Origin of the sequence: Pseudoalteromonas sp. GABNS16E (genome assembly GCF_028598715.1) — a bacterium.
GTDB classification, from domain to species: domain Bacteria; phylum Pseudomonadota; class Gammaproteobacteria; order Enterobacterales; family Alteromonadaceae; genus Pseudoalteromonas; species Pseudoalteromonas atlantica.
Genome location: NZ_JAQREZ010000059.1, coordinates 1 through 22876, shown reverse-complemented (window position 1 = coordinate 22876; position 22876 = coordinate 1). Strand labels below are relative to the sequence as shown.

The 22876-nt window shown below is 39.9% G+C and carries 24 protein-coding genes and 2 pseudogenes; 2 read left to right on the top strand and 24 right to left on the bottom strand.

Annotation, left to right across the window (positions count from 1 at the left end; genetic code table 11):
- Positions 1-151: transposase domain-containing protein (locus tag PSI06_RS17980; RefSeq protein WP_273604539.1), on the top strand; the 151-nt coding region annotated here is incomplete at its 5' end.
- A gap of 22 nt (positions 152-173) precedes the next feature.
- Positions 174-533 (top strand): annotated as a pseudogene (locus tag PSI06_RS17975) (MauE/DoxX family redox-associated membrane protein); the annotation flags it as partial.
- Between the two features lie 216 nt (positions 534-749).
- Here PSI06_RS17975 and PSI06_RS17970 read toward each other — a convergent pair.
- The 24 genes and pseudogenes from PSI06_RS17970 to PSI06_RS17855 all read right to left on the bottom strand — a co-directional run.
- Positions 750-1100: a hypothetical protein gene (locus PSI06_RS17970; RefSeq protein ID WP_273604535.1), complete on the bottom strand. Its 351-nt coding sequence runs from the start codon at positions 1098-1100 to the stop codon at positions 750-752.
- 50 nt (positions 1101-1150) lie between these two features.
- A complete protein-coding gene (locus PSI06_RS17965; protein WP_008467865.1) occupies positions 1151-1522 on the bottom strand; it encodes a hypothetical protein in 372 nt (123 codons plus the stop codon).
- Positions 1523-1532: 10 nt separating this feature from the next.
- Complete coding sequence (locus PSI06_RS17960) at positions 1533-1955, bottom strand: hypothetical protein (RefSeq protein ID WP_273604536.1); 423 nt, start codon at positions 1953-1955, stop codon at positions 1533-1535.
- On the bottom strand, positions 1939-2604 hold the full coding sequence (locus PSI06_RS17955) for a methyltransferase family protein (protein WP_004589269.1): 666 nt from the start codon (positions 2602-2604) through the stop codon (positions 1939-1941). The genes PSI06_RS17960 and PSI06_RS17955 overlap by 17 nt, the downstream gene beginning before the upstream one ends.
- The gene (locus tag PSI06_RS17950; protein ID WP_055022013.1) at positions 2597-2932 is read right to left on the bottom strand and encodes a DUF2933 domain-containing protein; all 336 of its coding nucleotides are present in this window, start codon (positions 2930-2932) and stop codon (positions 2597-2599) included. Before PSI06_RS17950 ends, PSI06_RS17955 begins: the two co-directional genes overlap by 8 nt.
- Positions 2933-2941: 9 nt before the next feature.
- Positions 2942-3295, bottom strand: coding sequence for a cupredoxin domain-containing protein (locus PSI06_RS17945; protein WP_004589267.1), 354 nt, complete (start codon positions 3293-3295; stop codon positions 2942-2944).
- A gap of 11 nt (positions 3296-3306) precedes the next feature.
- Complete coding sequence (locus PSI06_RS17940; RefSeq protein ID WP_273604537.1) at positions 3307-5550, bottom strand: heavy metal translocating P-type ATPase; 2244 nt, start codon at positions 5548-5550, stop codon at positions 3307-3309.
- A gap of 101 nt (positions 5551-5651) precedes the next feature.
- A complete protein-coding gene (locus tag PSI06_RS17935) occupies positions 5652-6065 on the bottom strand; it encodes a MerR family transcriptional regulator (RefSeq protein WP_016708244.1) in 414 nt (137 codons plus the stop codon).
- A gap of 305 nt (positions 6066-6370) precedes the next feature.
- Complete coding sequence (locus PSI06_RS17930) at positions 6371-6793, bottom strand: hypothetical protein (protein ID WP_273604538.1); 423 nt, start codon at positions 6791-6793, stop codon at positions 6371-6373.
- 645 nt (positions 6794-7438) lie between these two features.
- Complete coding sequence (locus PSI06_RS17925) at positions 7439-8299, bottom strand: copper resistance protein B (RefSeq protein ID WP_004589262.1); 861 nt, start codon at positions 8297-8299, stop codon at positions 7439-7441.
- A complete protein-coding gene (locus PSI06_RS17920) occupies positions 8296-10119 on the bottom strand; it encodes a copper resistance system multicopper oxidase (RefSeq protein WP_039972484.1) in 1824 nt (607 codons plus the stop codon). The genes PSI06_RS17925 and PSI06_RS17920 overlap by 4 nt, the downstream gene beginning before the upstream one ends.
- A 27-nt stretch (positions 10120-10146) precedes the next feature.
- Complete coding sequence (locus PSI06_RS17915) at positions 10147-10617, bottom strand: YybH family protein (RefSeq protein ID WP_008467847.1); 471 nt, start codon at positions 10615-10617, stop codon at positions 10147-10149.
- Between the two features lie 15 nt (positions 10618-10632).
- On the bottom strand, positions 10633-11520 hold the full coding sequence (locus tag PSI06_RS17910) for a copper resistance D family protein (RefSeq protein ID WP_273604540.1): 888 nt from the start codon (positions 11518-11520) through the stop codon (positions 10633-10635).
- A 19-nt stretch (positions 11521-11539) separates the two neighbouring features.
- Positions 11540-11887: a copper resistance CopC family protein gene (locus PSI06_RS17905; RefSeq protein ID WP_010558032.1), complete on the bottom strand. Its 348-nt coding sequence runs from the start codon at positions 11885-11887 to the stop codon at positions 11540-11542.
- 24 nt (positions 11888-11911) lie between these two features.
- Positions 11912-13744, bottom strand: a complete 1833-nt coding sequence (locus PSI06_RS17900; protein ID WP_024596190.1) for a 2Fe-2S iron-sulfur cluster-binding protein — start codon at positions 13742-13744, stop codon at positions 11912-11914.
- Positions 13744-14451, bottom strand: coding sequence for a hypothetical protein (locus PSI06_RS17895; protein WP_008109638.1), 708 nt, complete (start codon positions 14449-14451; stop codon positions 13744-13746). Before PSI06_RS17895 ends, PSI06_RS17900 begins: the two co-directional genes overlap by 1 nt.
- Positions 14444-17608, bottom strand: a complete 3165-nt coding sequence (locus PSI06_RS17890) for an efflux RND transporter permease subunit (protein WP_076923062.1) — start codon at positions 17606-17608, stop codon at positions 14444-14446. The genes PSI06_RS17895 and PSI06_RS17890 overlap by 8 nt, the downstream gene beginning before the upstream one ends.
- A gap of 15 nt (positions 17609-17623) precedes the next feature.
- On the bottom strand, positions 17624-19381 hold the full coding sequence (locus PSI06_RS17885; RefSeq protein WP_076923063.1) for an efflux RND transporter periplasmic adaptor subunit: 1758 nt from the start codon (positions 19379-19381) through the stop codon (positions 17624-17626).
- Positions 19381-20808, bottom strand: coding sequence for a TolC family protein (locus PSI06_RS17880; protein ID WP_004589253.1), 1428 nt, complete (start codon positions 20806-20808; stop codon positions 19381-19383). Before PSI06_RS17880 ends, PSI06_RS17885 begins: the two co-directional genes overlap by 1 nt.
- Positions 20808-21305 (bottom strand): DUF411 domain-containing protein, encoded by a 498-nt coding sequence (locus PSI06_RS17875; protein ID WP_004589252.1) that lies wholly within the window; start codon positions 21303-21305, stop codon positions 20808-20810. Before PSI06_RS17875 ends, PSI06_RS17880 begins: the two co-directional genes overlap by 1 nt.
- Positions 21306-21412: 107 nt before the next feature.
- Positions 21413-21790: a hypothetical protein gene (locus PSI06_RS17870; protein WP_138686582.1), complete on the bottom strand. Its 378-nt coding sequence runs from the start codon at positions 21788-21790 to the stop codon at positions 21413-21415.
- Between the two features lie 157 nt (positions 21791-21947).
- Complete coding sequence (locus PSI06_RS17865) at positions 21948-22295, bottom strand: hypothetical protein (protein WP_036984763.1); 348 nt, start codon at positions 22293-22295, stop codon at positions 21948-21950.
- 12 nt (positions 22296-22307) lie between these two features.
- Positions 22308-22625 (bottom strand): hypothetical protein, encoded by a 318-nt coding sequence (locus tag PSI06_RS17860; RefSeq protein WP_138764881.1) that lies wholly within the window; start codon positions 22623-22625, stop codon positions 22308-22310.
- Positions 22622-22876: pseudogene (locus PSI06_RS17855) on the bottom strand (hypothetical protein); the annotation flags it as partial. The pseudogene PSI06_RS17855 and the gene PSI06_RS17860, both read right to left, overlap by 4 nt.

Sequence of the window (22876 nt, the reverse complement as noted above, 5' to 3'; positions counted from 1 at the left end):
TGCTAACGCAAGCGCGATACTTTACAGCATCATCGAAACAGCCAAAGCCAACGGCTTAGCGCCATACGATTACATCACCGCGTGTTTAGATGAGCTGTGCCAATCAACACCTGATATCGATAGTCTAATACCGTGGAATTTTAAAGGCTAGGCGGTGATCACCGGACGGATACGCTTTTTCAATGACGCTCTTAGCGGTGCAAAAACTGAAAGACCTATACAGTTTCACAAATTCGTTTATTACTTATGATTTACTAGCGATGAGATGGATAAGATATGGTTATATTTATCCCTTCATTGAAGCATATGCAGGTATTGGTATGGTTGCCCAACTACAGCCTCTCGCAGTGGCACCATTTTCATTGTTTATCGGCACAGTTGGAGCAATTTCAGTTTTCAAAGCCGTTTACATCGACAAACGCCAGTTAAAGTGTGCCTGTGTAGGCGGCGATAGCAGTGTGCCACTTGGATTTGTATCGCTATCTGAAAACTTATTTATGATCGCGGGAGCATTGATTATGCTGCTGATGTAAAGGTATAGCTCTATTCGGCGGCCCCTTAACTGTTAAGATTAGACCTAGGATGCCAGCCCACACCTTTCTAATTCATATGTAACATTTTTTCTGTCGTACTGGCATCAAGATAACCAGAACTGAGCAAACAATCTCAAAGGTTGTACAAAATAACACTAAAGTTTTTTCATTAAGTTTTATTGTTATGCTCTTGTGGTGGCTTTCGCCACCACTTTATTAGTTTTCAAGTTCCACCATATCTTTCGCTGCAATGTCACCAGACACTAGCTTTACAGTTGCGAAATGATCATTCACAATTTTAGTAACTTGTACCGTTCCTACCTTTTCGATAGTGTAGGGATCTTCACCTTCACTCAATACTATTCTTTCATGGAATCTAATAACACTGTATTTTTGCCCAACCTCTGCGCCATGCTTAGCACCAATACAGATTAGAGTTCGATTATCAGAACTTTCTACTACCTGACCTCTCATCATGTATTTATGATAAGAAGTGGTATTGGAACAACCCACTAAATATAAACCGAATGTAAGCAATAAAAGAGCTTTTATATAGGGTGTTTTCATCACTGTTACCTCATTTGACTAACTAATTATCTATACACTTTTTTATGAATTCATTTGTTTTTCCGGCCAGCCCCCGAAGGTGCTTGATGACAACTCCAAGGCTTATGAACAGAGTTATCTTTGATGTTCTGATCAACAAATTTATAGTAACTTTCTTTAGTATGTGTCCACCAATCATCATGAACATCTGCGCCATACTTACGGATTACCTCCTCAATCCCATCAAGGCTTACGTTTGCGGCATCATAGGCAAGGTGTATTTCACCTTCTTTGATGTTGTAACTAACTTCATCTATACCAAAAAGCTGATCTATTTCTTTTACTAACTCGTCACAGCTTTCTTCTGTGACATTGCTAAGCTTTAGGTTTCGAACAACTAAATTTTGCTCTTTAACGCCAACTCTATGATTTAAATCGCTCATAATTTTTCTCCTAATGTTTGTGTGAATGCTGTTGATTGCTATCTTTCATTTCTTCCATTTTACGGTTCATCTGCGGCATCATGTTCCCCATCATTTCTAAATGATGTTCAGCCATCTTGATTTGTTGATCCATTGGCATTTCTTCCATGTTTTTGTGCATGGATTGCATCATCTTCATCATTGAACGGTGATGTTCAACCATCATCTGCTGTTGCTTTTCAGGATCTTTTTCAGTTTTAATGGCATGGACTTCCTTTTTCATTTCCATCATCTTTTTGTGCATTTCTCCCATGTTCTCATGTGGTATTGCCATGCCTTGATGCATATCAGCTTTGTTCGCACCTTCATGTTTATGCTCATTGTTTTGGGCAAATGAGCTAGTGGTTATCAGTAGTGAACTAATAAATAAAATTGATTTAGTTAACGTTTTCATGATTTTTACCTTCTACACTTTTATTAAAATTTGGGATCCAACTTGGTGTCGATTCCATATACCTGTGGTACTCCGAACCAAACTCAGCAATCGCTTGTGCTTCTTCGCGTTTCGCTAGCTCGACGTAAACAACGACTAAGATCGGAAACATCGCAAGTGTTGGGATTGTCGGCCACTGCAATAAAAAGCCGAACATGATTAGAATGAAAGCTACATACTGTGGGTGGCGACACCTTGCATACCATCCAGTTGTAGCCAATTGATGATGTTTTTGCGCGTGATGCAATACATTCCATGCTGAAGACAACATAAAGAAACCTGCAACAATAAACACCATACTCACTATATGAAATGGGTCCCAATGGGCATCACCTTGAAATCCAAAGAAAGTATGTAATAAATGCCCATTTTCATGCGCAAAGAAATTTACTTCTGGATAGGTCTCCGTCAGCCACCCCGACAGAAAATAGATAGTTAAAGGAAAGCCATACATTTCAGTAAATAGGGCAACAATAAAGGCAGAGAACGCGCTTAGACTTCTCCAATCAGTTGATGTTTTTGGTTTGACAAAACTAAAGGCAAAAAAGATAAAAATTGCTGAGTTCAGTATCACCATTGACCATAAGCCATAATCATATGTTTCATTCATCACTGCTCTCCTTTTTATGTGATTCCTTACGTGCCTTTTCTAACCCTTGTATGTAGCCATCGCGATAGGCTGCATTTTTATCCGTGAGTTCTTGAAAGCTCTCTTCCTTTTTTTCATCAGGCGCATGTGAATGATCGTGACCATGTTTACCATGATTGCCATGCATAAATACGTGCATCAAGGGGCATAGCAATAAAATCAAGTAGGGAAGAAATTGCAGCGTATGTTGACCATGCTCAAGCACTAAGAAGTAGGTCACTGCGGCAATAAGTGCCAGTGCAGCCCAGCCTGTAGGTGTTGACCAAAAATTAGGGTGTTGATTTTTCATATTGCCCTCCTAAACGACTTTTAAGACACCGCGATACATTTGCATCTGACAGTGAAACTCATGCTCTCCCGGTGATAAGTTCAATAGGGTAATTTGAGTAATTTCATTTAATTTAAGCTGTTCGCTTATATCCAATGAAGGAATAAGCATTGTTTCAGCGCAGGGGGATTGATCTTTGCGCATAAACTTCAGAGTGACAGGCTGGCTAGCAGACACCTGAATTGAGGATGGGGAATACACGCCATCCCTCACTTCAATGAGTACTTCATTACCTTGAACGATTGTTTTATTGGGTTTATATAGCCAAAACCACCAAACAATCAGCGCGATTAACATTAAGCCTAATAAGTTAATAACCATCATTGTGATTCTCCTTAATGCTCTTTTGCTTTAAAAAAGCGAAGTCGATTTGCATTTGACACTACAGTCAATGACGAAAACGCCATTGCAGCACCTGCAATTACAGGGCTAAGCAGAATGCCAAAGAAGGGGTATAGAACCCCCGCAGCAAAAGGAATCCCGGCTACGTTATAGACAAACGCGCCAAACAAGTTTTGTTTGATATTTCGTAAAGTAGCTTTGCTTACCGCTATGGCATCAGCAAGGCCATGAAGTGAACCACGCATTAGGGTAATGTCAGCACTTTCGATAGCTACATCAGTCCCTGTGCCTATGGCGAAGCCAACATCGGCTAACGCTAGCGCAGGAGCATCGTTGATGCCATCTCCTGTCATACCAACAATTTCGCCGCCTTCTTGTAGCTCTTTCACCTTGTTGGCTTTATCTTCTGGCAGCACTTCAGCAAGAAACTCACTAATACCCACTTTTTTAGCTACGGCGGCAGCGGTTTCCTTGTTATCACCCGTTAACATGATGACGCGTATACCATTAGCCTGAAGCCGTTTGATAGCAGAGATTGAGTCTGACTTGATAGGATCTGCAACAGCAATGATTGCTGCAAGTTCACCATCTACAGCAAAGTACATAGGTGTTTTGGCTTCTTTGGCTAAAGACTGTGCTTGTTCAACAAAGCCTGTGAGGTCTATGCCTTTTAACTTCATTAGTTTATCGTTTCCGAAAAGCAGGGCTTTGTTGTTGCAGCTTGCTTCTACACCAAAACCCGTAATGGCGTTAAAGGCTTCAATTTTTAGTAACTCAATATCCTGATCTAACGCACTTTCAACAATCGCTTGCGCTAAAGGATGCTCTGAGCCGCTTTCTAAACTTGCTGCAAGCTGTAGTACGTCTTTTTCGTCAGTAGCTTTTGCTAAAATAATATCGGTTACCTTAGGTGCCCCTTCAGTAATAGTGCCCGTTTTATCTAAAATCATGGCAGTGATTTTAGAGGCGGTTTGCAGTGCCTCACCGTTGCGAATAAGCACTCCGGCTTCTGCTGCTTTTCCTACTCCCACCATGACAGACATGGGTGTTGCCAAGCCTAAAGCACACGGGCAGGCAATAATAAGCACAGTAGTTGCTGAAACGATGGCAAAAGCAATGGCTGGCTCAGGTCCAAAGTTAAGCCATGCTAGCGCACTTAACACAGAGGTAATCATCACGACAGGTACGAAAAAAGCTGAAATAACATCGGCCAAACGGCCAATCGGCGGTTTTGAATTTTGTGCTCGTTTCACCATATTGATGATCTGTGCAAGCGCCGTGTCTTTACCAACGCGTGTGGCTCTAAATAAAATCATGCCTGATTTGTTCAAAGTACCTGCGACAACCTCATCTTCTTCAGCTTTTTCAGCAGGCATAGGTTCGCCTGTCAGCATGGACTCATCAATAGAGGTGTGTCCTTCCAATACCACGCCATCGACGGGAATTTTTTCACCCGGTTTTACCTTCACAATATCGTTAAATAAAACCTGCTCAATACCTATCTGAACTTCTTTGTTGTCACGAACCACGGTTGCTGTTTTGGCTTGCAAGCCGATAAGACGCTTAATGGCCTCAGAGGTTTTACCTCTGGCTTTTATTTCTAATGCCAGACCTAAATCAATTAAGCCAATGATCATGGCGGTAGCTTCAAAATAAACATGCCGTGCCATTAATGGAACGGCGTCAGGTGCAAACACGACAACCATCGAATACAACCAAGCTGTACTTGTTCCTAAAGCTATTAGAGTGTCCATATTAGCGGAGTGGTTTTTAAAGCTTTTCCAAGCGCCAACATAAAAATGCTTACCTGAAAAATACATAACACCAAAAGTTAAAATGCCTACAACCAGCCAAGACATGCGCTCAAGGTTTGTTTCAACCGTCATTTCTCCAACCACAATGCTGTAGATCATCAAAGGAACGCCGAGTGAAAGGGCAATAAACGTATCGCGCATTAGCTTTTTGTAATATGCCCAATCCGCCGCCTCTTTCTCATCAAGCGCATCTGTTGCTGAGCTATCATCAATTGGCTTCGCGTTATACCCCACTGACTCAACAGCTTTGATCAATTCTTCTGTTTTAGCTGTCCCATAAACTGTTACTGTCCTATCAGCAAAATTCATTTCCGCACTGACGACTCCAAGAGTTGCCTTCAACGCCCCTTCAATTTTGCCTACACAGCTAGCACACCCAGCGCCTTCAATGATAAGCTGTTGGTTATGTGATACTTTCTCCAACGTATTCTCCTTACTTTTACACGAAGAGGATTGAGCTTTTGCCTTACAGCAACAGCCTGATTCAGTTTTTATATTTGTGTTAGTAGCCACCCTTTTTCCTCCTATGCTTTTTTAATTTGCTCAAAGTTTTCGATGAGATGACAAACCATGTTTGCAGTCGGTGCTTTGTCTTCCATTTCTTCCCATTGAGAAAGCGCAGAAGACATTTTTCCTCGAAGTGCCAACATTGCTTGAAACTGCTTTTCTGTTTCTTCAAGCCGCTCTTTGATCAGGCTTCTGACTAATGGGCACGCACTTTTACCATCTTCAGATTCATTAATAATTTCCTTGATATCTGCAACGGAAAAACCAAGGTTTCTGGCACTTAAAATGAATTTAAGTCTCGATACTTCTTTATTCGAGTATGACTTGTAGCCGTTCACTGACTTAGCTGGTTTTAACAATCCTAATCTGGTGTAATAGCGCACCGTATCAGCAGTCGTTCCAAGGCTTTTTGCCAGCTCTGCAACTTTCATGTTCACTCCTTAGTTCTTCACCTAAGTTTGTAATCTCACCTACAGCTTAGACCTGTGTCTAAGACACAGGTCAAGTGATTATTCGTGATTAATAATGCAAAAGCTAAAAACTAATTTTTTGGTAAAAGAGAAATCTCGGTCAAAATCGACAGCATTAAGTACTGTAAATAGCAATAGTTTGAGCATTTTCATAATGCCTTTCCAAATATCGTACTAATCGTTCAAAACAATTGGTTATTTAAACCAATGAAAAAATCATTCTATTTTGATGGGAGTGGCGAAAAAAAGACGCACTGTTCCCGTGATTAGCCAATAATTGGTGGACGATAAAGTAAGAGATGGATACCAGATTTTGGTAGGGGTGTACGCTGTAGAATTAGCTCAGAATGAATATTGCAAATACCTTCGTCTTGCGCTTCCACAAGATAGGCATTTAAATGAAAGCTTGTACAAAAACCGCCTTCACAACAAACACAATCACCAGCTTTACATTTTTCACAGTCTTCATCACCATGACGGTGTTTAGAGTCTTGCGAATTTTCAGTGTGATAGTGACTATTGTCAATCATTGATTGATGATGCATATTTTTGCTTGGTTGTATAATATGCGTGTCGGATGAGCCATTATGATGCTCTTCACAATTCATTGGTTTAGCAATAGCAAAGCCATGCTGCGTAAGCAACACAGTTATTATTACTATTTTAAACCACTTGAAAAGTCCAAACATTTTAATTCCTTCTTTAGCACCTACAATATTAGCCACTTTGTAAAAATAATTTTATGATCTTGATCAAACTTTGAACTAAAACCTAAACTTTTTACTTTTTACTTTTTACTTTTTACTTTTTACTTTTTACTTTTTTAAACAGCTTAAACTTAACAAGTATAAAAGGGGTGTCTAATTTATACTCATGAGATTGAAGCCAAGCATGAGCACCATTAAAAAAAATAAAAACCCTACGCTCATAACTAGGTATTGAGTAAGGGATCATTTTTCCAATTGTTCAGCTTTAAGCGCAGTACTTTGCAACAATCGGTTCTATCCCGAGCACACCCAATTCCCGTTCATCAAAAGTGATAAAATGGCCTATTGTACGTCTTTCAATGGCGATGTTTTTTGGCTTGACTCTTTAACCTTAAACATTCGCCAACTTTACTTCTTAGCTGATATTCCACCTTGATAGGTATACACCAGACTGGCACCGACTGAAAACAAGAAGTAGCTTACTATTACTGCTCTTAGTTCTTTCCAAAAAAACTATTAGCTAGGCCTTTCCTAACATAACTAAAATGGTTTAAATCCCAAAAAACGAAAGCTACCATCAATATAGTTGCGGTAGCTCTCATCAAGTCAATATAGTATTTCTTCACATCAGAGCCAGAACTTGATACCTGCAACAAAAGCAGTATCACGCGTACTTTGCCCATTTAACTTCGCAAAGTCGGCTGTATTACCAAATTTATTTGTCCACTCAACGCCAACATAGGGAGCAAACTGGCGGGTAAACTCATAACGAACCCGAAAACCAATAGCACTGCTAGATAAGCCACTACCAAGGTTATTTTGGACGTCATCCTTACCGTAAAGCGTCAACTCTGCTCGTGGTTGAACAATTAACTTTTGAGTAAGTAATAGCTCATACTCAGCTTCGATCGAAAATGCACTATTACCTTGCTCTCCTAAATACGCAGTCATATCAATTTCAAACCAGTAGGGGGCTAGACCTTGTAAACCAAAAGCTAGCCATTTGCGGTTTTCACCTTCGTTATTGTAATCAAGTCGAATACCGACTTGTGTATCCCAATAAGCAGATATTGCGTGGCCCCATAGAAAATCTGTTTGGTTCTCCTCTAAATTACCTTCGCTAAAATCTCCCTCAGTTTTGATGACTAATCTATCAAAAGTAGTGCCATACCATGCCTGAAAGTCAAAAACACCTGCGTTTGTTTGCTCATTATATTCAAGACGATCCCCTAGTAGCGCGTAAAATGAATGCTCATCTGCCAAAGTCAGTCGTTTGTCGCTACTGAGTGCATAAGGACCTTCAGTCAAAGTTGTACCTGCTGCATAAGCATGGGGGTCTCTAGCATCTTTAGGTGCATCTCCACCTTGTGCTTGCATTTTAGAATCACCCATCTCAGTCATCTCATCTTTTGCAGATACAGATACACTTATAAGGGGCAAACCTATTAATAATAGTCTTAACGTATTGGTTAGTATTAATTTTTTCATGATACAACTACCTCTCTAAACATACCTGCATCCATGTGGAATAATAAATGGCAATGCCATGCCCAGCGACCTACGTCATGAGGTGTTGTTAAAAAACTAATTCTTTGCGCTGGTTGTACAGGGATAGTATGGCGACGAACCTGTACATCACCTTTTTCATTCTCCAAATCGCTCCACATACCATGCAGGTGCATGGGATGTGTCATCATTGTATCGTTTTGTAAAATAACTCTTAAACGTTGATTATGCTTCATGTGAACTGGCGTGCTTTTTCCAAATTCCAAGCCATCAAATGACCAGCTATAACGCTCCATGTTTCCAGTTAAATGTAATTCAATTTCAGCCTCTGGCTCTTGCTGGTTTGTAATTCCCTCAAGAGAATGTAAATCTGCAAGTGTTAAAACACGGCGTCCATTTTTACGTAAACCTATACCGGGATCATCAAGGTTTGTTCTAGGCATATCAACACGCATATCAACAGAAGCTCCATACTCTGTTTTTGCATGACGCACTTTAGTGCTAGCAACAGCTAATGGGTTTTTAGTCATTCCATGTTTACTATGATCCATTGCCATCGCTCCATGACCCATTGCACTATGATCCATTTTATTAGAATTCATGCCCGACATGTCTGCCATACCTGCCATCGCGGAATGCTCACCACCTTGGGCCATATTCCCCATCATATCTGTCATCGTTAACCATTCAACGGGATCTAGAGCAGGTACTGGTGCATCAATATTAGGTGCCATTGATAAAGTACCTTTAGCATAACCTGAGCGATCCATGCTTTGTGCAAAAATCGTATATGCATCATTTTTTGGCTCGACAAGTACATCATAAGTTTCACCGGGACCAAATCTAAATTCATCTACTGTCACAGGTTCAACATTTTGTCCATCAGCTTGTACAACTGTTAACTTCAGCTCAGGTATTCTTACATCAAAAAACGTATTGCTAGAACCGTTAATAAATCTAAGCCTAACCTTTTCGCCAGCTTTAAACATTCCACGCCAGTTTGTCAAAGGCGCACAACCATTCATTAAAAAAGTCATTGCAGATGCTGATAAGTCTGCAAGATCTGTAGGGTTCATTCTCATTTTATTCCACATTTCCCGGCGTTGTAGCGCATTTGAAACGCTGCTATTTGAAATGTCATCAAAAAACTCTGGAACAGTAGGTTGATTAAAGTTAAATACATCGCTCTGTACTTTTAACTTGCGAAACAAATCCATTGGGTCATCATCAGTCCAATCAGACAATTGGATGACATGCTCATTGTCAGCACTAATAATATCCTTTTCTCTTGGCTCAATAATTAATGCGCCGTACATACCTGTCATTTCTTGAAAACCACTGTGTGAGTGATACCAATATGTGCCGCTTTGTTGCAGCTTAAATTTATAAACAAAGGTTTCACCCGGCATTATACCTTTAAAGCTAATACCCGGTACGCCATCCATTTGATACGGAAGAATGATCCCATGCCAATGAATTGAACTCGGCACTGATAATTTATTCGTTACCCTGATAGTAACGTCATCACCTTCTCTGAGGCGCAAGGTAGGAGCTGGTATTGAGCCATTGATTGTTGTAGCCATTCTTACAACACCTGTGAAGTTTACTGGTGACTCATCTATCACCAGATCTATGACTTCCCCACTTAGTTCGGGCGCAGTACCTGTTGAAGTTCCAGCAAGCAAAGATGAAGCTGCATGAAGAACACTTGGAAAAGCAGCTAATACACCGCCAGCAGCTAATCCTTGTACAAAGCGTCTACGTGGCGTAGAAACTTGATGTAATGGATTGTTGTTTCTCATTTTACTCTCCGTTGTTTGACCAATAAATTAATGTGACCAATGAATGTGCTTAATCTTCCATTCACCATTTTGTTTTTCCAGCACCATCGTTTCCATGCCTTGATAATCGCGTTCAACACCTTTATGAGTACCTGTAGTTTGACTACGCGACGCAGAGATAGCGGTATTTCCAAGTATCGTCACTTGATGTTCAAGTGTGTCGCTCTTCATCGCTGCTAAATACTTCATATCCGACAACATATGATGATGAGCATATTCATCAGCGCTCCTTTCAACGCGGCCTCCCTCGAAAATGGTGACATCATCCGCTAACTGCGCTCTAGCCTGTTTTTGATTGCCAGTTTCAAGTGCTTGATGAAATGCCAAAACAACTTTTGCGGCTGGGGTATCTATACCTTTAAACAAACCTTTGTCTTTGTTCTTATCACCATGAGCGTTTGCTGCGAAACTAAACGTCATTAATAAAACGAGTAATATATTTATTGTTTTCATTTTCATTCTCTCTTTTAGGTTTTAATTTGCAGGGCCAACAACACTAGTAAGCCCAGCCGTTACAGATAAAATGGCAAAAGCTACTACCATTTCTATCGAGATAGATTTAGATAAAGCCTCTCTGCCTTGACTATTTTTAAGTTGTGGAACGAGTATTAGTTTATGTTTAGCAGCAAGTGCCAAAATAGACACTACAAGGGCCAATTTAAACAACAGTGTTTGTCCGTAACTTGAGCTTATTAGTGCATCAAGACTTGCGACCAATTGAATCACGAGCCAGAGGCCTGCTACCAACAATAGGCTCAATGTAAAACTTGCTTGTTTGCCAAAGCTTTCCATCAGCAAATGAAGTTCTGCATAACTTAGCTGATGGCAAGCCTGTTTTAGTGGCAATAACGCCCCAAACCACCATGCCATAACGAGCACATGCAAAATAAGCAAGCCTTTTTCAATTGTGCCTAACTCAGAAATATGACCCAGTAACGTGAATGAGTATGCAAGGATTAATAAACTCAACATTAAAGCGCTTTGTTTTAAGTACGAGTTCACAGCGAGTTTGAACCTTAAAGCTAAAGCGATTATTGCGGTAACTAGCCCAAGCGCTCGAAGCAAAGCTCCAGTGCCGACAGAGGAGTCCCACATAATAGCCAATATATCAGCGTCTATCGCCCCCTGAATTCCCTCTTCTGCCATTGCACCAGTACTGGCAAAGAACCAAGTAATATTAGCGATCAAAGCCATAACTATATAAGTTCTTGTACACGTTAAATTCGCGATTACAGCATTAGTATGAGATTCATTATTCTCAAATATTTGCCTGAAAAATGTATAACCAGCAATACAGGCAAAGCCGACGTAAAATACAATTTTTGACAGTACAATGACTGTATTCCAGATATACATTTCCATATCAATCACACCGCCTATTTTAGTGAACCATAAAGCCGAAGCTATGTTTCATTTTATGACCATCGTTACCTAAGAAGGTTACATCCACAGCATAGTTTGCAGGAGCTAATTTAGGTAGTTTCCATGTAAATTTGCTAGTAGCGACTTTAGAAGGCTCGAATCCAAATTTAAATTCTTCGCCTTGTTTATTGGCCAATGAAACTTTTACAACCCGTACCTCTTTGGTGAACACCAAAGTTAACTCTTCTGGAGGATTCATTAGCATTGCATTATCAGCAGGCACACTTTTTTCAAGATGCACATGCGCAAATACCGCACTACTAAAAACGACACTGATTACGGTTAAAAATTTAATTAGTTTTTTCATATTTACCTCTATTTATTTAATGGATTAACGACTAAATTTATCTTTGAAAATTTGATTACTTGGAATCCCAGCATCTGTAATTATTTTTTCCACTTCACTCATCATTGCTTCTGGACCGCACAAGTAAAACTCAGCCAAAAGCAGTTCTGATTTTTGGTTCATATACGGCAGAAGTACTTTTTGAACATAGCCTGAGTGCCCTTGCCATTCTTCTGAAGGATTAGAAAGAGTAGGAATATAAGAGAAGTTTTTATGCTTCTCACTCAGTGACTTCAATTCATTATGGTATAGCAAGTCATCTTCAGTTCGCGCACCATAGATAAGAGTCAAACCACTTTTATCTTTATGCTTTTTCAACTGTTCAAAAATAATAGACCTTAGTGGTGCAAGTCCTGAACCCGCACCTATAAACACGCGACTAACTTTTTTATTTGAAGTGGCATAAAAATCAGAAAAAGGGCCTTTTGCAGTTATCGTTTCACCTACTTGGAGTGAACCTAAATAACTTGAACCTATTCCTGCTTTAAAACCATTCTTTGCGGTCTGCCAACGGATATTAAACATTAACTCATCAGACTCCTCGTCAAAGTTAACTAATGAGTAGTGGCGAGTTACACCGTTATGAGAAAATTTTCCATGATAGTAGCTATCCCAGTATTTTTCATAGCACTCTGGCATATCATCTGGACGTAAGCTATTCATCCCTGCTGGCACATCAAATTGCATATATGCACCAGCTTTAAATGCCAACTGTTTGCCTGATTTCAGCTTAAATTTCACTTCCTTGATAAAAGGAGTAATGAAATTAGTCGCAACCACAACTAGCTCATGATTTTCAATATTGCGATCAGTATTAACTTCAATCGAACTAATTTCAGAGAACCTATGCTGACATCCAAGCCGATAACCTTCCTTAAGTTGCTCCTGAGATAAATGTTCCTGTTCAGATAGTGTGATAGGTAATTTAGTTGAACTTAAGAACACGCATTTGCCACAAGTACCGCCACCACCGCAACCTGAAGGAAGGTATACATGTGAACTAGCTAGCCCTTCTAGTACAGTTGAGCGACCAACTGCTGAGATGTCAGTAATAGTATTTTCATTGGAAAACGTCACTGCCACTTTTTGCCTGTTAGTGCCCCAACCTAGCTTCAGTAAACCACTTCGATACTGTTGTATCAGCCAAGTAACACCAGTAATTGAAAGGAATAGCGTTGCAAAAGCAAATGCAATGATCAACCAATGGTTAAATCCTCCAGAATTGCCATAGTCCATAAAGTGAAGCTTCATCATCAGATCTTTCAATCTGAAATCATCATTGGCATGGCGAAGTACTTGACCTGTAATACTATCTAAATAAATAGTTGTATTGTTCTCATCCTCAACGGCAACTTGCCACATAGGATTTTGCTGCCTTACGTGATCAGAAAACGGAGGTTGAGATAACACTGGAGTAGTTAACTTACCCTGTCCTGAGTAGGAGTTTTTTGCCAAAGTTAGTACTTGTTCTTCAGACAAATTAAATGGCTTTCCTGTTACAGCATCAAATAGCTTTGAGTGGCGTTCTTGATAGCTATGCTGCCCCTTATCGAACACAAAATGATAGTAAGGCTGATGTAAAACCCATATAAGGTTTACTTCCTGCGGAGCATTACTAGTAATGTCTTTAATAGGGAATAGGTCAAAGCCTGTAATGCTACCTTCATGATGAGAATGAACTCTAAGTTCATTACCACTGGCTTTACTGTGATCCATCAAATTGAAGTAAAGGCCCGTTCCCAACCAAATAAGCAGTTGTAAACCAACAAATAAAGAAAGCCACTTGTGTATCGTTGTATTTAACTTAAATAGTCGCATCAAATGACTCTCTTTTTATTTGGGGAAAGCACTCGGTAATAAGTCAATACTGCGCCAGTAATTGCTCCCATTAGACCTAGAGTTGCGACCAAGAACAAAAACCAGTTAGATACGTTTTCTCCATCATAGTAATCCATAATGTGGAACCGCCACATCCAATCAAACAATCGCCAGTAATCATGACGCTTGGCAACAAGTGATCCTGTTTGTTGACTTATATAAAATGTCGGTGTGGAGAATTGCTCAAACGTCACTCTCCAAACAGGTAAATGCCTTGGGGACAACTCAGCAGGCAAGTTTGTCGCTGACTTAATCAACCTTATGCTGTCGATTTGATGATTCAGCACATAATGGTATTGTGCGATTTCTTTAGCCTTGGTTTCATCTACAAGGGCCTGAACAGCTCCAGTTTTAGCATCTATTGCTACTTTTCCATTTTCTCCATTAATAAAAGAATACAAAGGACGGCCCATACTTTGAGTAAGTGTAACTTGGCTAGCTTTAGGATAATCCGCAGCTAGCTTTACAATGGAGTAATCCATACTTGCTAAATCTATTTTGGCTTCCTCACTCTTAGCCAAGGTTTCGCCGTGTATATAGTGAATATCCATAGTCACCATATACACACCAGTAATCGACCAGAAAAGGAATTGTATCCCTACAAATGCCATTAGCCATTTATGGTACTTCCTAGCTTTTCTAAGCATTGTTTTTTAGCTCCGAGTTAGAAAGTTCCTTGTTAAAGGCGTTTACTTCGGGCTTTTTAACGATTGAATAAATCGCGGGTAAAACAATTAGAGTTAGCAGGACTGCACTTGTCATCCCACCTACCATTGGTGCAGCAATACGACTCATTACCTCAGAGCCTGTTCCTGTACCATATAAAATAGGCATTAGGCCGATAATGATTGTCGCTACTGTCATCATTACAGGACGAACACGTAATCCAGCACCGTGCAATAAGGCATCTTGATATTCATCTTCTGAGATGAGTTCTGCTCGCTCTTTCGCTTTTTCCTTAAGCTCAGCAAGTGCCTGATTGAGATAGACCAACATTATCACACCAATCTCAACCGCTACCCCAGCTAGAGCAATAAAGCCCACGCCAACAGCCACAGAGAAGTTAAACCCTTCCAGATACATCAACCATAAGCCACCAATCATCGCCATCGGCAAGGTAACGATAATGATAGCCACCTCACTAAACGCTCTGAAGTTTAAGTAAAGTAGAATAACAATAATGGCGAGTGTTAAAGGCAATACATAGGTGAGCTTTTCTTTCGCTCTTTCCATATATTCGTATTGCCCAGCCCAAGTAATTGAATAACCTGCTGGTAGTTTTAGATTATTAGCCAAGTGTATTTTTGCACTTTCAACATAAGTACCTACGTCAACACCGTCTATATCGATAAACGTCCAGCCATTTAAACGAGCATTTTCACTCTTAATCCCCGGCGGACCGTTCTCAACTCGAATATCTGCGACATCACCTAGTGCAATGCGTTGACCACTTGGTGTTACAACAGGTAATCGTGATAGCTGCTCAGGAGAGTCTCGATAGTCTTGCGGATAGCGTAAGTTAACAGGGTAACGCTCTTGACCTTCTACCGTTTGGGTAACGTTCATACCACCAATAGCTGTAGAAACCACTTGTTGAACATCTTCGATGTTTAACCCAAAGCGACTTGCCTTATCGCGTGAAATATCAACCTTGATATATCGTCCACCTGCAACTCGCTCTGAGTAAACTGATGCTGTGCCTGTAACTTCGGGTAAAATTTGCTCTATTTGTTGGCCGATTTCCTGAATCACATCAAGCTCTGGTCCGGCGACTTTAATACCCACAGGCGTTTTAATACCTGTTGCCAACATATCAATACGAGTTTTGATTGGCATAACCCAAGCATTCGTCAAGCCCGGAAACTTAACCAACTTATCAAACTCAGCTTTTAAAGATTCTGTTGTAACTCCCTCACGCCACTCTTCTTGAGGCTTCAACTGAATGAAGGTCTCAATCATAGTTAGAGGCGCGGGATCAGTTGCAGTTTCAGCTCTTCCTACTTTACCAAATACTGTTTCAACTTCTGGCACTGTTTTAATTAGCTTGTCTGTCTGCTGTAGAATTTCTCTTGCCTTACCAATAGAGATCCCCGGATATGTAGTCGGCATGTACATTAAATCTCCTTCATCTAGAGGAGGAATAAACTCGCTACCAATCTTATCAACAGGCCAAAAACCGACGATAGTCACTAATATTGCTGCTACAATTGTCGATTTTGGAAACTTCATTACTTGCTTTAAAACAGGCATGTAAATAGCAATTAGCAATCGGTTTAACGGATTTTTCTTTTCTGAAACAATTTTGCCTCGAATAAAGTACCCCATTAATACAGGCACCAATGTTATCGCTAAGCCTGCTGATGCAGCCATTGCATATGTTTTTGTGTAAGCAAGAGGAGAGAACATTCTTCCTTCTTGCGCTTCCAAAATAAATACAGGCAAGAATGAGACTGTAATGATGAGCAAACTAAAGAATAATGCAGGACCGACTTCACTTGCCGCCTTTGAGACTATTTGCCAACGATTTTCATCTGTTAGCGGTGTCTTTTCCATATGTTTATGCATATTTTCAATCATCACTATTGCGCCATCTGTCATCGCACCAATTGCAATAGCGATACCACCTAATGACATAATATTCGCATTGATACCTTGCATATGCATGATGATAAATGAAGCTAAGATGCCAATAGGTAGAGTGACAACTGCAACAATCGAAGATCGCAAATGAAACAGAAATGCAACACATACAATCGCGACGACAGCAAGCTCTTCGAGCAATTTACTCCATAGGTTTTCTACCGCCTCTCCTATTAAGCCAGAGCGATCATAAACCGTAACTATTTCAACTCCTTCGGGTAAACCTTTTTTTAACTCTTCTAATTTGGCTTTTACTCCATCAATGGTTTTTTGTGCGTTTTCACCAAAGCGCATAACAACCACACCACCAACAACTTCTCCTTCACCATTAAGTTCCGCGATGCCCCGTCTCATTTGTGGACCTAAGTTAACTTCTGCCACATCGCCAATAGTAAGCGGCGTTCCTTGTTCGTTCACACCGAGAGGGATCAACTCTATATCTGAAATACTTTTGATATAGCCAGTAGCGGTAACCATGTACTCTGCTTCAGCCATTTCAACAACAGAGGCACCTGTTTCTTGGTTACCACGCTTAAGGGCCATTTGAATGTGACTAAGTGGTATACCGTAGGCTCTTAACTTATCGGGATCGACTTGTATTTGATATTGTTTAACCATTCCACCAACGGCAGCAACCTCTGACACTCCGGGGACAGTTTGCAATTCATATTTTAAGAACCAATCTTGAATACTACGCAATTGGCTAATATCCAAGTTGCCCGTTTTATCTACAAGAGAATATAGGTAAACCCAGCCAACACCTGTCGCATCTGGCCCTAGTTGTGGACGCGCACTAGCGGGTAGTGAAGGGGCTACTTGACTTAAATATTCAAGTACTCTGCTCCTTGCCCAATATAAGTCAGTGTCTTCGTCAAAGATGACGTAAACAAATGAGTCACCAAAAAATGAATAGCCACGAACAGTAACAGCGCCGGGAACAGACAACATTGCAGTTGTCAGTGGATAAGTAACCTGATCTTGAACAACTTGCGGTGCCTGACCGGGGTAATTCGTTTTAATTATTACTTGAACGTCAGATAAATCTGGTAGTGCATCAACAGGCGTATTCTTTATTGAAAATAGCCCACCACCAATCAAAATTAAGGTAGCTAAGATAACAAAGAAGCGATTGCCAATTGACCATCTAATAATTGATTCAATCATTATTTTTCTCCCAACTTAATGATTCGAGTGATCAACGACCGGCTTATTTTCCTTGCCGTGTTGTTCATCTGATTCAAGAGAAATGTCAGTGATAACTAAGTCATCCCTAACCTCAAAAGTGAAAGTGACATTATCACCAACATTGAAATCAACTATTTCTATATTGTCCGCGACGATAAAATCCATCGTCGCAGCAGGTCTATCCCACTTCTCTATTGGGCCTCGGCTAATATTTAGAATCCGTGTATCAATATCAATCGCATTAATTAAACCTGATACTGTTGCTGATGATACTTCTTCACTCATATCAGCAGGCTCACTCATGATATGAATTCCAGTAACTTCATATCCACCCTCTTCGGTTTTGCTCACTTCAAAGTGCAAAGATTGACCTGACTTTAATGAGTCAATATCGACTTTTTCAGCCACAGTAAAATCCATAACCATTTCAGGCCAATCCCAAGCTTCAGCAGGGCCATGTGAAATATTAACCATGCGGTGCCCTGCCATAACACTATTAACATCCCCTTGCATCCAAACAGAGTTAGGCACTTCATCATGAGTCATTCGTTTAAAGTCAGAGCTTTTACTTGATTCAGAATCAATCAAGAATTGAGCAGATGTCACCACAACGTCATCTTCATTTAAGCCGTCTAATATTTCGATGCTGTCGATATCAACCCGGCCAATAGTCACTTCAATAGATTTAAATTGCCCATCACCTAACGCAAGTACTACTCTGTCCTGTTTACCTGTTCTAATAACGGCTTCTTTAGGCACGAGGATGGTGCTATCAGCTTGATTAGCGTGAATAGAGACTTGTGCAAACATATTTGGTTTTAATTGATAGTCTGTGTTATCAAATTTCAATCTCACTCTGAGTGTGCGTGTTTTACTGTTCAATGTTGGATAAACATAATCAACGACACCAGCCCAGTCCTCACCGGGTAAATAATCCAGTGTCATTGATACAGGAAGTCCTTTTTTAATTAAGGCTGCGTCACGTTCAAACACTTCTGCTTCAACCCAAACTTGATCTAGCTGGCCAATGCTTAATAAGGTGTTTCCCGGCTTTACATAAAAACCTTCTCTAACCTTCAAACCATCGACAACACCTGCTTGTGGTGAATAAAAGGTAATTGTTTGCTGAACCTTTCGTGTCTTTTCTAGCTTTTGAACAAAGTCTGCTGAAAGCTGTAACGCTTTTAGGCGATCTTTGGCTGCTGAAATTAAAGAACTATTGTTGCGCTTTAAAGCTATTAAAAGTTCTTCTTGCGCGTTAACTAACTGAGGAGAATACAGTGTATAAAGAGGCTGCCCTTTCTCTACAGGGTTACCTGCTGCTTTGATGTAAAGTTTATCAATCCAGCCATCAACCCGTGGGTGGATATGAATTAGCTTATCTTCATCATATTGAACATAACCTACCGTTGAGATTTCAGTATGCATATTTTTCAGTTCAACAGGTGCAGTGCGAACCCCAAGGTTATTCACTACATGAGGCGCAATTTTTACTGCTCCGGGGCCAAAGTCATCACCAGATGATCCTTCCTCATACACTGGAATTAAATCCATCCCCATAGGCGACTTACCGGGCTTGTCCCGGCGGTAATTAGAATCCATCGGTGCAACCCAATACAGAGGCTTTTTTTCTCCTGATGTTGCTTCATTACTATTACTGTTTGAGCCAGTACCTTGATATAAACTCAATGCTCCAGCACCAAGTGCTGCCCCAATGATGATGGCAATAATTGTTTTTGTATTCGTTGACATTATTTTTCTCCAAATTGCTGACTGGATAAGTGCTGATTAGTTTTGTGTGAAGTTTGCATCGACTTATGTTCAGCATTTGAGTTAGATTGAGAATGCGCAAAGAAATAGTTGATACGAGCAACTGTTTTAAGTGCGTCAACATCAATTCTTAAAGCTGATATTCTGGTATTTAATTCGGCAATTCTTGCTCGAACAACTTCGGCAAAATCGCCATCATCATTTGTGTAGGCTGTCAATGACGCTTCTGCTTGGTCATGAGTTTGTTTAAGGAGTTGTTCTTGATAGATAGATTGTCTATCTGATAAGCGTTTAAGCTGTCTTAGTTCTTTTTCTAAAACACTGATCATTTGCTTTGTCAGTAATAGTTTCTCGGTTTTAATAGTCTCTGAATCTGCAATAGAAGCTGCAACTTGCTTATCTTGTCTGTTCTCGGTAAACAAGGGTAAATCAAACGTTACCCCAACAGAAAATAAATCAGCTCGGCTATCACCAGAGGGCATATTGTCGCGATAGGCATAACTAGCATTAACACCCCATTGCGGCTCATATTGCTGTTTGGCTAACTCAATTCCTTTTTCTGAAGCTTTGCGTTTTATATCAATTGCAAGTATGGCTGGGTGATTCGAAAGCTCCTGAGCCAATAGATTTCTTGAGTAATTAGATGCTTTTAGGACTGTTGGATTATTCAATTGAATCGAAGGCAATTCTTTTGAGACGCTAAACTCTAATGGTTGCGCGTCAAAGTTGAATGATTCATTCAAACGATCCGCATCGTAAATATGAAGCCACTCATTGAGACGAGCGATTGTCGTTTCTAGTTTCTGCTTTTGCGAAGTTAATCTGTCATCTAACTGCACGATTTCCAATTGAGCACGAATAACATCTTGTTGTCTGGTTTTACCAACAACATTTGAATAGCTAGCTTTAGCCACTTCCGCCATCTGCTCAAAGAGAGACCAATCATCTTCAATCAATTTAATAGTTTGTTGGGCTAAGTAAGCATCTAACCAAAGTTGTGACACTTGGCTTTTCAACTTAGCTTTACGATCCTCTCGTAACAGTGGAAATTTCGTGGACTCAATTTGTAACTGGTCTTTCTTGATCTCTAGACTGTCGCCTCTCGGAAACATTTGAGAGACGCCAACCTTTAGCTGAGTCATTCCTTCCTGATCTAAATCCCAAGTATCTGTTGGTAAATTCATTATCCCTAGCGATACTTTCGGATCAGGCAAAGTACCTGAAGCAATACTTCTATTTTCAACTGCACTTTGTTTCAATCGGCTACCATGAAGCCAAGGATCATTTTGCTGAGCTAAGGTGATAGCTTGTTCAAGCGACACTACTTTCTCAGCTTGAGCTGAGAATACAGATAAGCCGAGTATTAATGCAGTTGAAAGTGAAGTAAGGTTTGAAGAGTTCAATTTCATTAGAATTGCTCCTCGTATGTCTTAACTTTTGCATAGACTTTGCTCGTTCCATCTTTAAATAGAATTAACACGTTGTATGGCATAAAGCGGTCATCGACTTCCATACCGGGAGAGCCAACTGGCATTGCTGGAACTGAAAGCCCAATCGCATTGGGATGTTCTTCTGATAAGAACTGCTGAATAAATTTAGCAGGTATATGACCTTCAAAGGCAAATCCATTTCTACTCACTGCCGTGTGGCATGAACGGTAATTAGGTTTGATACCATACTTAGTTTTGATGTTGCCGATGTTTCGGAAATCTTTGGAATGCGCAACGATCCCTTTGTCTTCAATATGAGTTATCCATTTTTTACAACACCCACAAGTAGGGGTTTTATAAACGATTAACTCCAAAGGTGTTACGTCGTTATTGTGTGCATGGTTATGTTCGTTGGCGTTTGCAAACGCAGGTGAAAGCAGCATTACTACTGCTATTTTTAAATACTTATTGATCATTTTTGCCCCCAGACATCGCTGGAAAATATCTATAGCGCTACGACGCTATATTGACTAACAGAAAAATTAATTACATGTGCGAGAAATTTGGACGCACTAATCCTGTATTAGGCAAAAATTGGTGGACGATAAAGGGAAGTGGAAATTGAATGAGGTTGTTTAGATTGCAGAGCAGCTACAGATTCACTGAATATTTGAATATCTGTCGAATCAATACTGGAATTTAGGACTGTCGTAGATGAGCAAGCATTTGTAGGACAAACACAAACACCACAACAATCTTCTGATTGACCGTTACTGCTTTTATTCATATCACCATGCTCCATTCCTTCATGATGACTCATCTTGGAATGTTCCATGTTCATGTGTGATTCATGAGAACCTAATGACATTTCGCAAGACATAGCAGAATACGCAAATGCTTGCCCTACAAAGGCAACCAGCATAAGCGTTATTACTAAGACTTTTGAAAATGCTTTAGACATAAAATTCTCATAAAAATATACATGGTCTATGCTAATACAAATTTTCGAATAAGTAAATTGATGTCATGTAAACATTTATGAATATTTGACTAACGTCAATTTTTTCAAAGAGGTAAGTGACAAATAATAATCTCATCAGACTTCTTATCTTCGCTATTCAATGGCTTTTATTTTGAGACTTAAGTTGCTCTCTCATTTCTAAAACTCGATCTGCCGAATAAGCTCCTGCTCTCATAACAACCAGTTCAACAAACGAAATATCAATTAACTTATGGTCAGTATCAATCACATAACAACTCCCACTATGTGTGTATATTTCTAACTTATCCTCATCAGCAGATTTGCTAACAATCTTTGAAGTCACGATTTGCTGAAATGGCCGAAACCTGAATGTTTCATCTTCAATAACCCCCCCTGATAAAAACTCGCCAAGAAATATTTTTTCAAATTCTTTATAGTCGTAAACAGATACTATGTAGGCATCCTTTAAATATATCCTATCCAACGTATTCCCTTACTAATAACTAGCCGGGAGCATATCTCGCAGCTCTAATAACTCATTAGGAGAATACATACACTCATGCATTAAATTAAACTCAAATGCATTTACATCAAACTCTTTAGGTTCAGCATCTAAGATATAAAAGTCAACACCAAAGCACTTACTTTCTAGACCATTGATTTCCAAAACCTTTATCGTGAATAAAGCATCTCCTTCTTTACCATTTTCATTTTCGTCAGCAAATGTGCCGTAAAGCACCCGTTCAACTTTTTCCTCTGTATCAGATTGAATTGAGATAAGTTTTGCGTTGGTTAGTTTTACTCTAGGTCTCATGCTTGAACTCCTTTCATATCTTCTACAGAAAAAGGATGAAAAAAACTTAGATATTTAACCCCATCAACTTTAAGCAAATTGTTGTCAGCATCAAAATGTGACAGAACACTAGATTGATAGTAATCGTCCGGCCAACCACACCTAGCAACACCATTTTTTGTATTTGAAAATACCTTCAACTTTTTATTGGAGGTCATTATGAATTCACCCATCCCTAAACGTTGGCTAGAAATCCTAGCGCTTCGCTCATC

Excerpts from the sequence above, each read along its gene's own strand:
- PSI06_RS17970 (WP_273604535.1), bottom strand. The coding sequence starts at position 1,100 with ATGAAAACACCCTATATAAAAGCTCTTTTATTGCTTACATTCGGTTTA.
- PSI06_RS17965 (WP_008467865.1), bottom strand. The coding sequence starts at position 1,522 with ATGAGCGATTTAAATCATAGAGTTGGCGTTAAAGAGCAAAATTTAGTT.
- PSI06_RS17960 (WP_273604536.1), bottom strand. The coding sequence starts at position 1,955 with ATGAAAACGTTAACTAAATCAATTTTATTTATTAGTTCACTACTGATA.
- PSI06_RS17955 (WP_004589269.1), bottom strand. The coding sequence starts at position 2,604 with ATGAATGAAACATATGATTATGGCTTATGGTCAATGGTGATACTGAAC.
- PSI06_RS17950 (WP_055022013.1), bottom strand. The coding sequence starts at position 2,932 with ATGAAAAATCAACACCCTAATTTTTGGTCAACACCTACAGGCTGGGCT.
- PSI06_RS17945 (WP_004589267.1), bottom strand. The coding sequence starts at position 3,295 with ATGATGGTTATTAACTTATTAGGCTTAATGTTAATCGCGCTGATTGTT.
- PSI06_RS17935 (WP_016708244.1), bottom strand. The coding sequence starts at position 6,065 with ATGAAAGTTGCAGAGCTGGCAAAAAGCCTTGGAACGACTGCTGATACG.
- PSI06_RS17930 (WP_273604538.1), bottom strand. The coding sequence starts at position 6,793 with ATGTTTGGACTTTTCAAGTGGTTTAAAATAGTAATAATAACTGTGTTG.
- PSI06_RS17925 (WP_004589262.1), bottom strand. The coding sequence starts at position 8,299 with ATGAAAAAATTAATACTAACCAATACGTTAAGACTATTATTAATAGGT.
- PSI06_RS17920 (WP_039972484.1), bottom strand. The coding sequence starts at position 10,119 with ATGAGAAACAACAATCCATTACATCAAGTTTCTACGCCACGTAGACGC.
- PSI06_RS17915 (WP_008467847.1), bottom strand. The coding sequence starts at position 10,617 with ATGAAAATGAAAACAATAAATATATTACTCGTTTTATTAATGACGTTT.
- PSI06_RS17910 (WP_273604540.1), bottom strand. The coding sequence starts at position 11,520 with ATGGAAATGTATATCTGGAATACAGTCATTGTACTGTCAAAAATTGTA.
- PSI06_RS17905 (WP_010558032.1), bottom strand. The coding sequence starts at position 11,887 with ATGAAAAAACTAATTAAATTTTTAACCGTAATCAGTGTCGTTTTTAGT.
- PSI06_RS17900 (WP_024596190.1), bottom strand. The coding sequence starts at position 13,744 with ATGCGACTATTTAAGTTAAATACAACGATACACAAGTGGCTTTCTTTA.
- PSI06_RS17895 (WP_008109638.1), bottom strand. The coding sequence starts at position 14,451 with ATGCTTAGAAAAGCTAGGAAGTACCATAAATGGCTAATGGCATTTGTA.
- PSI06_RS17890 (WP_076923062.1), bottom strand. The coding sequence starts at position 17,608 with ATGATTGAATCAATTATTAGATGGTCAATTGGCAATCGCTTCTTTGTT.
- PSI06_RS17885 (WP_076923063.1), bottom strand. The coding sequence starts at position 19,381 with ATGTCAACGAATACAAAAACAATTATTGCCATCATCATTGGGGCAGCA.
- PSI06_RS17880 (WP_004589253.1), bottom strand. The coding sequence starts at position 20,808 with ATGAAATTGAACTCTTCAAACCTTACTTCACTTTCAACTGCATTAATA.
- PSI06_RS17875 (WP_004589252.1), bottom strand. The coding sequence starts at position 21,305 with ATGATCAATAAGTATTTAAAAATAGCAGTAGTAATGCTGCTTTCACCT.
- PSI06_RS17870 (WP_138686582.1), bottom strand. The coding sequence starts at position 21,790 with ATGTCTAAAGCATTTTCAAAAGTCTTAGTAATAACGCTTATGCTGGTT.
- PSI06_RS17860 (WP_138764881.1), bottom strand. The coding sequence starts at position 22,625 with ATGAGACCTAGAGTAAAACTAACCAACGCAAAACTTATCTCAATTCAA.